Origin of the sequence: Candidatus Methanoperedens sp. (genome assembly GCA_012026795.1) — an archaeon.
Taxonomy (GTDB): Archaea; Halobacteriota; Methanosarcinia; order Methanosarcinales; family Methanoperedenaceae; genus Methanoperedens.
In genome coordinates this window covers 1-13,659 of record VEPM01000021.1, presented here as the reverse complement: position 1 = coordinate 13,659, position 13,659 = coordinate 1, and the positions used below count along the sequence as shown (strand labels likewise).

General features: G+C 40.7%; 17 protein-coding genes and 1 pseudogene. 4 read left to right on the top strand and 14 right to left on the bottom strand.

The genetic code is table 11. From position 1 onward, the window contains the following. Positions 1-456: 456 nt before the first annotated feature. Both FIB07_11285 and FIB07_11280 read left to right on the top strand, forming a co-directional pair. Entirely contained in the window at positions 457-1,620 is a 1,164-nt protein-coding gene (locus tag FIB07_11285; GenBank protein NJD53438.1) for a hypothetical protein, read from the top strand. Positions 1,621-1,763: 143 nt separating this feature from the next. Then, the gene (locus tag FIB07_11280) at positions 1,764-2,015 is read left to right on the top strand and encodes a hypothetical protein (protein NJD53437.1); all 252 of its coding nucleotides are present in this window, start codon (positions 1,764-1,766) and stop codon (positions 2,013-2,015) included. On the opposite strand, the gene FIB07_11275 is transcribed toward FIB07_11280, so the two are convergent. Then, complete coding sequence (locus FIB07_11275; GenBank protein ID NJD53436.1) at positions 1,972-2,892, bottom strand: DNA polymerase subunit beta; 921 nt, start codon at positions 2,890-2,892, stop codon at positions 1,972-1,974. The genes FIB07_11280 and FIB07_11275 overlap by 44 nt on opposite strands. A 403-nt stretch (positions 2,893-3,295) precedes the next feature. On the opposite strand from FIB07_11275, the gene FIB07_11270 reads away from it, so the two are divergent. Next, entirely contained in the window at positions 3,296-3,745 is a 450-nt protein-coding gene (locus FIB07_11270; GenBank protein NJD53435.1) for a glucose starvation-inducible protein B, read from the top strand. A gap of 155 nt (positions 3,746-3,900) precedes the next feature. Here FIB07_11270 and FIB07_11265 read toward each other — a convergent pair whose 3' ends face one another. The 10 genes from FIB07_11265 to FIB07_11220 all read right to left on the bottom strand — a co-directional run bounded on the left by FIB07_11265 (position 3,901) and on the right by FIB07_11220 (position 11,286). After that, the gene (locus FIB07_11265; GenBank protein NJD53434.1) at positions 3,901-4,089 is read right to left on the bottom strand and encodes a hypothetical protein; all 189 of its coding nucleotides are present in this window, start codon (positions 4,087-4,089) and stop codon (positions 3,901-3,903) included. 2 nt (positions 4,090-4,091) lie between these two features. After that, positions 4,092-4,550 (bottom strand): hypothetical protein, encoded by a 459-nt coding sequence (locus FIB07_11260; protein NJD53433.1) that lies wholly within the window; start codon positions 4,548-4,550, stop codon positions 4,092-4,094. A 1-nt stretch (position 4,551) separates the two neighbouring features. Then, complete coding sequence (locus FIB07_11255) at positions 4,552-5,241, bottom strand: cytochrome b6 (protein ID NJD53432.1); 690 nt, start codon at positions 5,239-5,241, stop codon at positions 4,552-4,554. After that, positions 5,225-5,770, bottom strand: a complete 546-nt coding sequence (locus FIB07_11250; GenBank protein ID NJD53431.1) for a Rieske (2Fe-2S) protein — start codon at positions 5,768-5,770, stop codon at positions 5,225-5,227. Before FIB07_11250 ends, FIB07_11255 begins: the two co-directional genes overlap by 17 nt. Continuing rightward, a complete protein-coding gene (locus FIB07_11245; GenBank protein NJD53430.1) occupies positions 5,724-5,999 on the bottom strand; it encodes a hypothetical protein in 276 nt (91 codons plus the stop codon). The genes FIB07_11250 and FIB07_11245 overlap by 47 nt, the downstream gene beginning before the upstream one ends. Before the next feature lie 7 nt (positions 6,000-6,006). Then, the gene (locus FIB07_11240; GenBank protein NJD53429.1) at positions 6,007-6,354 is read right to left on the bottom strand and encodes a hypothetical protein; all 348 of its coding nucleotides are present in this window, start codon (positions 6,352-6,354) and stop codon (positions 6,007-6,009) included. Between the two features lie 16 nt (positions 6,355-6,370). Then, positions 6,371-7,312 (bottom strand): hypothetical protein, encoded by a 942-nt coding sequence (locus FIB07_11235; protein ID NJD53428.1) that lies wholly within the window; start codon positions 7,310-7,312, stop codon positions 6,371-6,373. A gap of 43 nt (positions 7,313-7,355) precedes the next feature. Next, positions 7,356-8,306, bottom strand: a complete 951-nt coding sequence (locus FIB07_11230) for a hypothetical protein (protein NJD53427.1) — start codon at positions 8,304-8,306, stop codon at positions 7,356-7,358. 133 nt (positions 8,307-8,439) lie between these two features. Continuing rightward, the gene (locus tag FIB07_11225; protein ID NJD53426.1) at positions 8,440-10,413 is read right to left on the bottom strand and encodes a DUF460 domain-containing protein; all 1,974 of its coding nucleotides are present in this window, start codon (positions 10,411-10,413) and stop codon (positions 8,440-8,442) included. Between the two features lie 3 nt (positions 10,414-10,416). Continuing rightward, the gene (locus FIB07_11220; protein ID NJD53425.1) at positions 10,417-11,286 is read right to left on the bottom strand and encodes a serine/threonine protein kinase; all 870 of its coding nucleotides are present in this window, start codon (positions 11,284-11,286) and stop codon (positions 10,417-10,419) included. A gap of 110 nt (positions 11,287-11,396) precedes the next feature. Here FIB07_11220 and FIB07_11215 point away from each other — a divergent pair. Continuing rightward, a pseudogene (locus FIB07_11215) lies at positions 11,397-11,495 on the top strand (DUF2497 domain-containing protein). Between the two features lie 595 nt (positions 11,496-12,090). On the opposite strand, the gene FIB07_11210 reads toward FIB07_11215, so the two are convergent. The 3 genes from FIB07_11210 to FIB07_11200 all read right to left on the bottom strand — a co-directional run bounded on the left by FIB07_11210 (position 12,091) and on the right by FIB07_11200 (position 13,094). Beyond that, positions 12,091-12,309 carry a sulfurtransferase TusA family protein gene (locus FIB07_11210; protein ID NJD53424.1) on the bottom strand — a complete coding sequence of 73 codons (219 nt, stop codon included), beginning with the start codon at positions 12,307-12,309 and terminating at the stop codon, positions 12,091-12,093. Between the two features lie 174 nt (positions 12,310-12,483). Beyond that, positions 12,484-12,870, bottom strand: coding sequence for a type II toxin-antitoxin system VapC family toxin (locus FIB07_11205; GenBank protein NJD53423.1), 387 nt, complete (start codon positions 12,868-12,870; stop codon positions 12,484-12,486). Next, positions 12,867-13,094 carry an AbrB/MazE/SpoVT family DNA-binding domain-containing protein gene (locus FIB07_11200; GenBank protein NJD53422.1) on the bottom strand — a complete coding sequence of 76 codons (228 nt, stop codon included), beginning with the start codon at positions 13,092-13,094 and terminating at the stop codon, positions 12,867-12,869. The genes FIB07_11205 and FIB07_11200 overlap by 4 nt, the downstream gene beginning before the upstream one ends. Positions 13,095-13,659: the final 565 nt, after the last annotated feature.

Below are 13,659 nucleotides of genomic sequence, written 5' to 3'. Positions count from 1 at the left end.
TTTCGTTATAAATCTTGGCATGAATCAAGCATAAATGACCTTTTGCGCGCTTTCAGATGTGATGATTTTTAAATTCGATGAATTCAATAACCATTATTGTGACTAATAATCTTAGAAAACCAATAATAGACGTTAAATCTATAAAATAAATCATTAAATACGTTTAAAACCAAAAAAACATATTAAACTATCGATAAACTTATTAAATTTGCAGTTATACTAACATTTGTGATGGTTATCTTCATAACTTACGACACAACTGGCCTTAACATTGAGACCTCATAGTCTCTCAATAAATTATGCCGAAGTAAACACCGCATGGCATCAAATCCTCAGGCAAAGTCAGGTCATTCAATCAAATCAAAATATCGTATCTATTAAAAAATACGCGATGTATATTGAATCGACAATAAATGAACTAAAAATATATATATTATTCCATACAACATTCTTATTATGACTTACAAAAAATCGATATTTAAAGACCTGTTTGAAAAACGCAGGAGCTTAGCGGTCAAAATAGGGTTGAACGGTATCATCCTTTTGCTTCTATCTCTACTTGCAAAGGAATTGATCCCTGTTTCACAGCCAACTGGTATCTTACATATCCTGAATGTTATTATTGAGCTTTTTGGCAAAGTGGGTGAAGCCTTTATACTTTCAGGTTTTGTTGTTTTTGTCCTGGAAGAGCATCCTCTTACAATGATGGTTAAAGATGTGTCAAAATCCATTATAGATGAAATAATAGACAGGCATTTTACAAGGAATGAACTGGTAGGATTTATTTTAAAAGGAACACGGAATTTAAATAAATATGAACAAGTAGATGATGAAATATATTCTTTGTATGAAAAACATGGTTTGCTCGAATTGTCCGAAGAACCCAGAACGTCCAATCTTTCAATAATATTCAAGAAAGAAGGTGAAGTGGAAGGTGAAAATGATAAGATTGTCCTGAACAGGATGTATGATTATATGGTAAAAAATGAGGCAAAAGAAGGGAGTGCTTCAAAATTGATCAACAGGGACGGTCTTGTTGCATTGTTCGATTTTGCTGTTCAGGGATTAACAACCGGGGAAGAGGAAGAGATCCTGAAAAATATTCACAAATACCAGGATATTTCCTTCAAATTTTCTACTTCATTTGAAATAAGCGGATATATGTGCAATAAGAATCTTACTCCGCTTGAGCCGGTTTACATAAGGAGAAATGATTTTGATCTTGAGAATTGCAGACCGCATAATTCAAACGATGAAACGGAAATCAAGCCCAGACTATTCGTTGTTTATGATATAATAAGCCAGAGCGATGGGAATAAGATCCTGAAATTAAATGCATATTTTAATATTGAGATCCCTCCAAAAGAGTTCATCGAGCTCTTTTTTGAAGTAAAAGGAATTGTGCCTGTTTTTGATCTATGGACTTATGAATTCATTTCATATACAAAGGGAGCAACATTTGAATTGCAGTTGGGGGATGATTTTGAGACAAAGATCGAGGAAGTCCTTATCGGCGTTCCAAATCCTCCGATCAAATCGAATTCCAAATTGAAATATAATGGCTGGATCATGCCCCATTCATCAATATCAGGAACCTGGAGAAGGAAGCTTGAATGTTAGTCCGAGAGCGACCATTACTTCAACTATCATCAAAAATGAACCATAAATCTTATGTTGATGTAGAATAAGCAGAGAAAACCAACGAATACTTTGGGCTTATAGCCTGTCGTGAAAGTATTAAGTAGTTTAGAATTTCAGTGTAAATGGCAATAGGACTTGGCGATATCTACGAGAAGCTCAAAGAACTTGTTACAATTACAGATAAAGTCTGGGAAAACACTGATAGGATTGTAAAGTTAGAAGAAGAGTTCAGGGCATACCGTGAAGAATCCCGTTTAAGCGATGCTGAATTGAAAGGAGATATCAGGGAAATCCTGACGAGGCTTGACAGAACCGTATATCACAAGTTTTTCATCCTTCAAGCAGCGTCAACGACCTTATCCATTCCCCTTTAGGCTCCCTGGTTGTCCCCACAATAAGCCGTTTCATGTTTCCCGCAATCTCCACCATGCCGCGCGCTTCGATTCGCTCGCCCACCAGCGCCTGCCCTGCATAGGTATGTGTATAAGATAGCACATAACTTATCTCAGGATGGTCAATTTTATAGATCGCAGGGCTGTCAAATGCAAAATCAGCATTTGTAACGGTTGCCTCAATGGTTTTATTGCCGATATCCGTTCCGCGTAAACATGGCGCTATATCCTTCCAATCACGGACATAAAGCAGGTCAAAATACGTTCCTCCCACCATTCCCCTGTTACCTTTCCTGGTCTCATGGAGCAGGAATTCATCGAATGAGATATCAGGCCTGCGTTTCTTATAAATATCCTGCCACATATCATCACTGATTTCTGTGATCGGGTTTTTCTTTTGTTTTTCCAGCCGGATAATATCACGTGCAGTGAACCATGAGTTTCCATAAACGATAAAATCAATATCTGATGATCCTATTTCAAGACCGGGAAGAAGAGACCCGGTAACACCCATATTTCCAACAGGCACATATTTTTCAAGCGATTGTACAATTGCCTTTACTTTTCCGTTCTTTTCTATTAGCTGCGGCAGCCTTTTATCAGGCGCAAGTATCTCTTTGACCGAATCCCATGGCACGATATGCACGTCACTCACCCATCCGGGGCGGGCTTTCTTCATGAATATGAATGCATCATCAAAATCCATTTTACGATATTTTTTCCCGCTTCCCCTTGAGCCCTGCGGGTCCGGAACATATCTCAGGATCGAGCGGATTCCACCTTCATGGCAGTAATCTGCAACTGCGAATATCCAGTCGTCTTTTGTTACGATGAAATCACGGAGTCGTGTACGGAGCATCGGTGACTTTAGGAGAAAGGGGTTATATAAAGAATATCATTTTTCTACCAAAATATTCTTATATTATGAAATGTAATGTATTTACAGGGGTAAAGTAACTATAAGCCAATAACATTTTGTTGCCTGGCTGGGCACTAAATTTCCAAAAAGATATAGTTACAATTACTCACATCAATAAGGGAGTGATCTAAAATGCCAAGAAGAGAAGAGGAAAGAGGAGTTGCATCCGGGGAAAAAGAGATTTTTATGAGAGCAAGAGCAGGTAACTTAAATATTTCTTTTTCAACCGAAGAGGAAGCCCAGAAATGGGAAGACCAGATAGTATCAAAGTTGAAAGATGACGGATATAAGGTCGGTGGAAGAGACTAAACTGAATAAAATTAAAAATAGGGAGTGATATAATATGCCGCAGAAAGAAGAGAAGAGAAAAGAAGGGACAAAAGAAACTGGCAAAATGACTAAAGAAGAGGCTGGCCGCAAGGGCGCAGAATCCCGTGGACGGGAAACTTCGAAAGTGGGTACATCATCCCGTTCTGAAGCAGGACGCAAGGGTGGAGAGGCAACTAAGGAAACACACGGCCGTGAGTTCTATCAGGAGATCGGCAGAAAGGGGGGACAAGCTTCTGGACAAGAGAGATCGTCTAAGATGGAAGAAACTTCTGAAATGGGAAGATCATCTGAAAGAGGAGGAGAAGTGGTTGTAAAACGCAGTGGAAAAGATATAGATGTCACCTTCTCAAATGAGCAGGATGCTCAGGACTGGGAGAATAGTATAAGGCCAATGCTTGAAGAAAGCGGTTACCACTTTACAAGAGAGAAACCTGCTGCAGCAGCTGCAGAGGCCGCCGGATAAATAATCTCAAATTCCCGGTGGGTCAACCGGGTTATTCTTTTTAAATATGAATATACTGCAAATTCTTTCTAAAATAGCAACGCTTTAAGAACGTGTCAAATAGCATTGAGAATATTTTTTGTGGATTGTGAACAGGAAAACATTAACAGCCTTGCTTAAGCAGAAGTATCCACTTCAATGAATATTGGTAGAATGCCTATTATTCCGCCCAGGCCAAAAAGAAACAGGGCAATATAATAATTGCCCTTTGATACATTATCTATACTCACTGCGATTAATATCAGGCCAATGAATTTAGATAATGCATCTATTTTATTATATTTTGATCCTGGCAGTTTTATCATCGTCAATGGTAGACAATGCTATAGTATGTGAAATACAGAATCCCGAGAATTGCAATAACTCCAAGGGCAACTGCAATTTTTCTTTTCCTTATATCACTTGACGGGTTCCTGTCTATGAAGGGTACCAGGAACAGAAGGCCATACCATAATACCATAGGTAAAGTCACACCGATCACTTTTGCTTCTATTGGCCCGATATTCCATGTCCAGAATTTGAGGAACCCGAAGACATAAAGGAAATACCATTCAGGATAGATAGGCGTTGGTGTATCGAATGGATCTGCCGGCTTGAGAAGACCTGCCGGGTAAATCGAGGCCATCAATATCAGGCTCCCTGCAACGAGACACATTACAACTACTTCACGAAGCAGGAAATGCGGGAAAAACGGAAGTCCGCGTATCCTGACAGGCTCATGGCTCTCCTCTTCCACCTCATGCTTTTCAATTTCGATCAATGACATATCAGAGCCTCCCTGAAATTCCCTGTATCCTGACCATGGCAAAATGCATTAACAGGAGAATTGCAATGGTTATTGGAAGGATCATTACATGAATGGCAAAGAACCTTGTCATTGTCTCAGCGCCAATGTCTGTTCCTCCTACCAGTATTAAGGAAATATATTCTCCTATGACTGGTATCGATCCCGCGATCCCTGTTCCTATTTTTGTTGCCCAGAACGCAAGCTGGTCCCATGGCAGAAGGTATCCTGAGAACCCGAAAGTTGTGGTGATCAATAGGAGTGTTACACCAACAACCCAGTTCAATTCCCGCGGTTTCTTATATGCTCCCATGAAGTATATCCTCATCATATGAAGCATTACTGCGGCGATCATAGTATTTGCAGCCCAGTGGTGGAGGCTCCTTATCAGGCTTCCCATGGGAACTGCGGTCATGATATGTTCAACGCTTTTATATGCTTCAAGTGGTGTAGGCTTATAGTACATTGCCAGGAATACGCCAGTTCCAACAAGTATCAGGAAACACAGGAAAGCAATCCCTCCGAGGCAGTACAAAGGGTTTGTCACCGCATATTCCGGAGCAGGATGCTTGATAATCGGGGTGAGTAATTCTTTTAACTTAAACCTGTCATCGAACCATTTGTATATCTTATCTTCAAGTCTCATATGATCACCCCTAGGCAGCTCCGGCATAGAATGAAATGGTCCTCACATATGCAGGATCTTTCCATTTAAGCGCATAGACCGCTCCTTCTTTTACGACAATATCAATTGCCGGTAATGGGGATGGGGGCGGTCCTGATATTACAGCGCCTGTGTTCGGATCGAACTTTCCCAGGTGGCATGGGCAGAACAGGATGCCTTCATCCTCTTTCCAGTAAGAGATACATCCAAGATGCGTGCAAACGGATCCGAAAGCTCGAAAACCTGCGGGCATATGCAGGAGTACGGCCGCTTTCCCGTTAAACATGAACTTCCTGGCACTGCCTGTCGGAACTTCATCTGCATTTGCAATTTTTATTTCGGCGGCATCGCCTTTTGCAGAAGTGGCAGGCCAGAGGTATTTCAATATCGATGCCAGGGCGCCTCCTGCAAAGAATAATGCAACAAGTGCCATAATAAGCTCAGTAAGCTTCCTTCTTGTAATTGTAAAAGTTATTTTATCATCCATGTTCTCACTCCAGTGTTGTAACATATTCGTCTTGCAGCAGCTCTTTAACATATAGATAAATGATAGCTGCCAGGTCAAACAGGAGATAAGCAAGTAATTTTCCTATGTCCTCATTGAATTGTCTTGTAGATGCAACCTGGACATCGCTTGTTAAGATTCTCCAAAAAAATATTCCTGTAATTCCGGCTGCGACAAGTGCCAAAAGAATTATCAATACAAAAGCAACCTGCGACCACAGGCCTTCTTTCTCCGGCCCATATTCTATTTTCTCAATATGCATGATTACCTCACAACCTTATTACATAAACTATGGCAAGCACAAGCAGGATAAGAGCCAATCCTCGTATCCCTACATCCCATGTTGTCATATGAACCCCTATCTCGATCTCCTTTGTAGGTTCAGGAGTTGGCGTCACTGTTGGTGTTGGAACATAACCTTCCATAGAATAATTGTGGGTAGCATAATAAACTCCGATCTCGTTGAGCTGCGGCGGGCCATCCCTTGTATGGCAATATGGGCAATTCCTGCTTTCCTTTACTGCATATTCGGGCCGTGCCGATGTTAAAGAGGGCATTAATAGCAGGAGAACTAATGCAACCAACAATATGATTTGATTTATTCGTTTTTTGTTCATTCTGGTTTCACCTCTTTTATCTTCTGCGTATTAGCAGGTATATTGAAATTATTCCCATAACGGATAATATTATTCCAAATCCGGGAGTTGACGGCTTGGTCTGGGGTAACCCTAACTCTGTTTGTGCTTTCTTGGCAAATACAATGCCATTTTCAGTTACATTCTGGAAGTTGGGAAGGTTAAAACTATGCCAGAGTATGGGAAGATTATCCCGGATGGCCAGTGCAGAATCAAGCTCTTTTTGTGCGACTGTGACGTCTTTTCCCTGCTGTTTTGCCTGTTTTATAGCCTCATCTGCAATCCTAATCTCGTTCCTGAGTATTTCAGTATTATCAATTGCTACCACAGCTTTGTCAGGAATGTCAGGGGCAATTTTCATATCAATATTATGACAGCTACTGCATAGATTCTGGAATTCACTGGAATTTAACACTTTGAATTCATGTGGCATGTGGCATGTATCGCACGTTGGTGCCTGTTTCAGTGCCTTTAATCTCTGATAATGTAAGGAATCTTTGAACTGATTTAATTCATTAACATGACATTTACCGCAAGTTTCGGGTACATTCCTGTAAAAGACAGTACTGTTTGTTTCTGATGAGCGTGAAACACCTGCATGTGCTGTTTCCTTTATATCAGAACCGACGTCGCCCCCATGACATTTATCGCATGTGACATTGAACATGGCATGTTTGGAATTTGTCCACTGTTCATAATTGCTTTTCGCAATCTTGTCGATAATAGTTGCATGGCACTCAAGAGAACAGGCAACATCCCTTTGAAGATGTTTTATTCTTACCTCATTAAGTTGTTTTTCTGTCTCATTGAATGCTGTAAGTTTTTCATGGCAATCCAGGCATGAATTATTGTCTGCTGCTGATACTGGCATGGCTAATATGGCTAATATCGCAAATATAAACATGAAACCAGCTAATACAATCGTTTTTTTTATATTCATTCAATCACCTTTTGTTTGTATATTAAATTAATATGATGATTTGTCAATGCCGTTTTAACAGATATGCTGCTACCAGGCCTGATACCATCAGGAAAACTCCAAATCCTGGTGCTTTTGTTGGAACCGCTGTTTCATTATTATCAGGCATCGCTTTTTCTGCATTCTGGGCATCTGTTATTCCTTTATGGACTTCCGTATCAAAGTAAGTCAGGTTAAACCTGTGCCAGACAGACGGAGTATTTTTTAGTATTGTCTTTGCTGATTCAAGGTCTGCTTCGGCTGCTGTAACATCCTTTCCTGAGGCTTTTGCCGCAAGAACAGAGCTTCTTGCCTTTGATATTTCAAGCTGCAATTCCCTTACCGAAGACAGGGCTGTTTCTGCTTTCTTTGGCACTCCAGGATTTATACCCGTGATGTTATTATGGCAATTGCTGCAGAAATCCTCAATTTCAGATGCTGTTAAAACCCGGACGCTATGCGCCTGGTGACAGGTGATGCATGCGGGTGCGGGTCCTTCCTGGTTTGATTCTAATTTCTTGAAATGCTGGGAACTCTTGAATTCTTCAAGTTCAGGCCCGTGGCATTTACCGCACATTTCGGGAGTATTTGCGCGTAATATGCTGGAATTTGAAACACCAACATGTGCTTCCTGTTTCAAAACCTTTGACGGGTCTCCACCATGGCATTTTTCACATGTTACTTCAAAAAGAGCGTGTGTGGATATTGACCACATGGCATAAGTACTGGCAGTTGATTTATTGAGCCTATCCTCATGGCAAATGATCGAACATGAAATACCGCTTTCAAGATGCTTGATGCGAATATCGATAAATTGCCTTTGTGATTCTGAACTAAAAAGCAATTGGCGGTGGCAATCAGCACATGAGTTATTAGGTAAATCCGGTGCTTTTGACGCTGCTGGTTGAATTACCTGCAAAGCTAAGAGCACAAAAACCAATCCTATAATTATCTTTAAAACGTTTTTATCTATCATATGAATACTCCTATCATCACCATTATTATTATTATTCAAATCATTAATAATGATATATTCAGTTCAGTTTAATCTGCAAAATACTTAAACTTATCCTTCAAAAATATTATATTAATTCAAAGATGAAATAATTTCAACCTTTCAGCTCTTTTCTTCTCTCGCTCCTGTACTCATCCACTAGCGATTTTAGCCATTCTTCTTTTGCCTCAACCCTGCGTTGTTGCGCTTTCTTATTCCAGTCTTCTATTGCATTTCTCATATCATCAGGATCGATAACAGCAAGCTCTTCTGCTGGATCAAACTGGATATTCACATCCTGTGCTTTTAAAACAGGCACACCAAGGTTGAAAAGTTCTTCTTCTGCAGCATGCGACATATCATTACAGATGATGATCGCCCGCACACCGAGGTCAGCAAGCATTTTAGCGGTAATTGTTCCTCCACCGCTTGAATCCTTCAACAGGATGATGTCGTCTGTTTTTATTCCCACTGTTTCCCGGGTTTTAAGGATACTGTCTTTCGTAAAAGAAAATATTATCTTCACAGGAAGAACACGGCCGCTTATTTCAAGTCTTCGGACCTTTTTCAGTTTATGGATCCTTTCATTTAATTCGGAAATTTTCCTGTTTTTCTCAGATATCTTGTTTTGCAATCGCTGTATATCCATATCCCTGATTTGTATTGTTTTGTCTTTTTTTATTTTTTTGTATACATCTGAACGCTGCTTTCTTATTAGCTCTTCAAATTCCCGGATCTTTTCGTTCCTGATGAGAAGTTCTTTTTCCAGAGATTCTTGTCTTGTCCTCATTTCATTAATTATATCTTCATATTTCCGGATGGATTCCCTCAAGTGAAATGCATCCTCATCTTTTTTTTCAGGAATTATCTGGACATAAGGCTCTTTAATTTCCGTCCTGGTCAATCCTGAGATAACAGCCTCAACAGATTTTCCCCTCACGACCTGCGCTATCGCTTCGCTGGCATCTACTCCTGGAGGTGTCTTCTTTTTGATCTGTTCGAACTTATTTTTGTTTTTGCGATAAAACGATACGGCAGCTGCAATGGCATCACGTTCATGGTTGTTTGAATAACCATATGGTGCTGCAAACTCAATCTTATCCCCGGCCGAGAGTACTTCAAAAGGAGAGCTTGATACGGCATTAAATGCCCTTCTGATCTTTTCAACAGCATTGGGGGTAGGGAATACATCACTTGCTATAACAAGCGGTCTTCCTTCCTGTGCGATCATTTCAATGACTTCAGGTATCGAAATAGTCCTTGAACTATGGAGCTTTCGCAATTCACCATCAAGTGTGAGAACGGCAATAGCTGTCGTGGTTCCAGGGTCGATTCCAACGATGATATAATCTCTTTTTTTCACTTTTAGCGGCTTAAAAACCACGGAATCACGTTCTATGCCTTTTACACTCACCTGCACATCCCCGTATTTTCCCGAACCGATATGGATCTGGCTTCTTGGTGCATCCACGGTGAATTCAGCTTTTGAATATCCCCCGAACCTCTCTGTTATATTCTGGGAAAATGTGAATCCCCTGGTTCTTGAGAGTTCATTCAGGGAATCTTCGATCTCCCTTGCTCTTTGCCTGACATACCCATGCATTTTGCGCCTGTACCTGTTCTGGCTCCATCCGCCTCTGCCCGGTGAGCGCCCCCTGCTGACCTTGATAACCGTTTTATCCTCAAATGCCGACACTTCATAACCCACCCCTATTTGTGAAAGCTGCGCGCATATGAGGGCCTCAGCGCCAGGGTCAAACCTGTCAAAGGATAGTCCCTGCTGGCGGGCTAGTTTTGTAAGTGGTAAAAGCTGCTCACCCCCTGTTACCTGGGCAAGTTTCGTATCAGGGGGTAATTTCTCAAGGAACGAAATAAGGTCATGCTTATCCGAAACTAATTCATAAATATTATCAACAGCGATCAACGATGGTTTTTCTTTCCAGACCATTCGCATGAATTTATGGAGGCTTACCATTTTGTGATGTTCAATATCCCCATTTCTGAGTATCACTACGGCATAGGCTGGTTTTTCCCTTGCATGTAAAGAACCTTTAGCAATGTCTATACCAAAAATTATATTTTCCGGCATAATTCATGTTATAATAGTATTTATTATCTCGCCAGTGTCTCTTTTGATCCTGTATTTACGGTTAAAATATGATAATACATTATCAACATCCCTGTGAAGAAACTGATGTGCATTAGGATGAGTCGGTTTGATGAATTGGGGCCAATCGATGATCTCACATCCTGCGGGATTAACAAAGATATTAAATTCACTCAGGTCACAATGGATAATCCCGAGTCCGTATGCTCTTTTTATCTGTCTTAATATCTCATCCAGATACCAACCAGGTTCATCCAGCCGGGTATGCGCAAGCTGTTGACCCATTGCTTTGGACATCACGATCCCATGCCTGTTATGATCTATCGGCTCAGGGACACTGACTTTCGGATAAAGAGCAACAAGGGCATCATATTCTTTTTTAGCTGCAAGACGTGCAGCATATAACCAGGAAAGATGCCGCCTTTCCCCGATAGTTTCTCTTTTTGTCCTGACATGCCTGAAGCTCATTTTTCCTTCCCTGTGTAGTTTAATTATAACATGCCGGTCAATAATGCCGCCTGTTGCTTCATATACTACAGATTCTTTTCCCCTCCCGATTATTTCACCCAGTGCATTCACAGATCCTCGCTTCACGAACGCATTCAGTGCAAGCAGGTCGTATGCTTCAAAGTATATCCTGTATCCTTCATAAGCCTGGACATTCCTTTGAATAAGCTTGTTTTGTGCCAGGTTTGAGAGAATATATTCCACTTCCTTCCTGTCAAATGTCGTAAAATTCACGATCTCTTCTATTGGAACCCATTCATGGGATTTCATCTGGTTTTCGATAGCAACAAGAACACGAAATTCCTTGTTCGTGATAGAAAGAAATATCTCCGGAATATTTTCAAGCATTATTTACTATATTATACTGCTGACTATAAAAAAGGTTAATAAAAACAAAAAAAGAAGAATATTATCTTCTTTTTCCGCCGCCTCTTCTATCTCTTGAATCCCGGCCGCGGTCCCTGCCCCCGCTGCCTCCGCCGCGACCTCCGCCGCCTCTGCCCCCGCCGAATCCTCCTCCGCCATAGCCGCCTCCTCCGCTACCGTACATGCTGCCATAACCTCCGCTGCCACCGCGACCACCGCCTCCGCTGTATCCTCCGGTGCGTCTTGGCCTGTCTGGCATTTCCACGTGCTTATCAGACATATTAAGTTCAGTGTTGACTTCAACAACCGGTTCTTCTGATAACAACATCTTCCCGTATTTTCCTATGTTCAATCTCATGGAATTTCTTACTACGGAAATATAACCATTCTGGATCGAGATGCTATCTTCTGCTGCAATTTTGCCGATCTGGTCATCCCATAAGGATAATAGGATGCTTCCTGTCGCATCTGCAACTTTTACTTCACAGACTCGTTTATCACCATATTGTGATTTTATGTCCTTGACCTCTCCTATCTCAATTACTTTAAGAGTGGCGTTAACATTCTTTGAATTCTCGGTCATATCCTTTACATTAAAATTTGTAAGCGTCGTTTCCATTGTAATACCTTGTTTATATTTTAACTTCCTGCATCACTTTTCCCAGATGGCATTCACCTGTACTTTGAGTTAGAAGAAGCAAATATTAAATTGTAAAAGTAGTTGATATACTTTCTGCATAACAATATAACTATTAAAATAAATTAATTAATCAATCAAAAAGTCCGTTAGTGTTTAAGAATTACAATCTTAATATGAGTCCCCTGGTTTTTTATTTCCAGTACCTCATGATGATGCGTCTTGCACCATCCTGATATTGTATCTTTTGCGGTGGGATCGTTTGTTATTACTTCCAGTTTTTCACCAACAGGTATTGTTTCAAGTTTTTTCTTTGTATGAAATAATACAAAGGGGCATACTTTACCCTGAAGATCAAGGCTTTCCATATTGACTATTATGAATGGTTGGTATATTAATATTAAACCTTTATAACTTCTGCCACAACGCCACCATCTTTTGCGTCTTTTCTTAACTCCGGGAATTTCTGGGAATCCCTGGCTGTTAATAATGAGAAGAGGATTTTCTGACCTCGTATTGTGGTGAACATTTCTTTCAATTATCTACCTGATCCTGTCGATCTCATTTACTTTATCAAAATCGCTATCAAATGAAATTATCTTTTTAATTCCATGTTTTCTCATAATCCCGACAGATGAAGCGTCAGCCAGAGATATCGAGCCGTCGTACTTCAAGAATGTGTCCACCGCCTTTTCCATTAATTCTTTATTCAGGAATTCTATTTTACAATTATCGATGAAGTATTCGTAGAGGATTTTTCCTGCCTTCCCGCCTTCAAATGAACCCACTATTGTTATGCTTTCGCTTATGATAAGCTCAGAGATCAGCAGGGATTCCCTGGTTTTTTCAGATACCTTCAGAGCATCTTTGTGCCACCTGTCCTTTTCTCGTGCAATGGCGATAAAATATGAAGAATCCGCAAAGATCATTTAAGTCCCTTCTGGACCTGCTTTTTGGACTCAACGGCATCCCCACCCGCTTTTACCAGCCCGATTATATCCTTCAATGTCCTTTTTTTTCTTGGCAGCACAATTATTCCCTTTTCGGTGTCAATCCATTCGAGAACATCTCCGGGTATTATTTTGTGCGCTTTCCTTATTTTTGCAGGTACTACGGTCTGGTATCCCTTTGATATTACTGTTTCACTGAGCATATTAGTTTCACAGTCATATCATTTTTCAAAGTATTTAACGATTATCTTTGAGATAATTTAATCCTTTGAGACTACATTTTAAGCCGCCTGATTATAGTTCAATCAAATGAATGATGGTTCAATATACTAAATATCTTTTTAATAAAATCTTTGTATAATTAAAATTTCTGAAATTTCATGTTAAACCTGCCAGCGGCGGCGCTTCCGCCGGTCTGGGGTCGCAACCCCAGCGCCGTAAAGCAACGTTGACTGAAAGTGTTTATTGTATGCCCCATCTCACGATTTTTTCAAGCGCCATGCCAGCAATAGTGCGCTGACCGTGAATATTGCCGGAAGGAACGGCGTCTCTTTCGTCGGGGCGCCAGTTCCTGTTATTTCCGGCGCGGGAGTCGTGGGGGCGCCGGAGTACTGCTCGTCAAGGATGTAGGGGTTTGCGATGGTGAATTGGATTTTTTTGTCAGTCATACCTTTATTGAATTGAACCACTATGTTTATAGGTGCGTTTCCGCCTTTCCAAGCTCCATTAGGGACTAATTTCCAAGTATATGTTTTTGACCAACCAGAT

Coding starts and splice junctions, on each gene's coding strand:
- FIB07_11285 (NJD53438.1), top strand. CDS start 457: ATGACTTACAAAAAATCGATATTTAAAGACCTGTTTGAAAAACGCAGG.
- FIB07_11280 (NJD53437.1), top strand. CDS start 1,764: ATGGCAATAGGACTTGGCGATATCTACGAGAAGCTCAAAGAACTTGTT.
- FIB07_11275 (NJD53436.1), bottom strand. CDS start 2,892: ATGCTCCGTACACGACTCCGTGATTTCATCGTAACAAAAGACGACTGG.
- FIB07_11270 (NJD53435.1), top strand. CDS start 3,296: ATGCCGCAGAAAGAAGAGAAGAGAAAAGAAGGGACAAAAGAAACTGGC.
- FIB07_11265 (NJD53434.1), bottom strand. CDS start 4,089: ATGATAAAACTGCCAGGATCAAAATATAATAAAATAGATGCATTATCT.
- FIB07_11260 (NJD53433.1), bottom strand. CDS start 4,550: ATGTCATTGATCGAAATTGAAAAGCATGAGGTGGAAGAGGAGAGCCAT.
- FIB07_11255 (NJD53432.1), bottom strand. CDS start 5,241: ATGCCGGAGCTGCCTAGGGGTGATCATATGAGACTTGAAGATAAGATA.
- FIB07_11250 (NJD53431.1), bottom strand. CDS start 5,770: ATGTTAAAGAGCTGCTGCAAGACGAATATGTTACAACACTGGAGTGAG.
- FIB07_11245 (NJD53430.1), bottom strand. CDS start 5,999: ATGCATATTGAGAAAATAGAATATGGGCCGGAGAAAGAAGGCCTGTGG.
- FIB07_11240 (NJD53429.1), bottom strand. CDS start 6,354: ATGAACAAAAAACGAATAAATCAAATCATATTGTTGGTTGCATTAGTT.
- FIB07_11235 (NJD53428.1), bottom strand. CDS start 7,312: ATGAATATAAAAAAAACGATTGTATTAGCTGGTTTCATGTTTATATTT.
- FIB07_11230 (NJD53427.1), bottom strand. CDS start 8,306: ATGATAGATAAAAACGTTTTAAAGATAATTATAGGATTGGTTTTTGTG.
- FIB07_11225 (NJD53426.1), bottom strand. CDS start 10,413: ATGCCGGAAAATATAATTTTTGGTATAGACATTGCTAAAGGTTCTTTA.
- FIB07_11220 (NJD53425.1), bottom strand. CDS start 11,286: ATGCTTGAAAATATTCCGGAGATATTTCTTTCTATCACGAACAAGGAA.
- FIB07_11210 (NJD53424.1), bottom strand. CDS start 12,309: ATGGAAAGCCTTGATCTTCAGGGTAAAGTATGCCCCTTTGTATTATTT.
- FIB07_11205 (NJD53423.1), bottom strand. CDS start 12,870: ATGATCTTTGCGGATTCTTCATATTTTATCGCCATTGCACGAGAAAAG.
- FIB07_11200 (NJD53422.1), bottom strand. CDS start 13,094: ATGCTCAGTGAAACAGTAATATCAAAGGGATACCAGACCGTAGTACCT.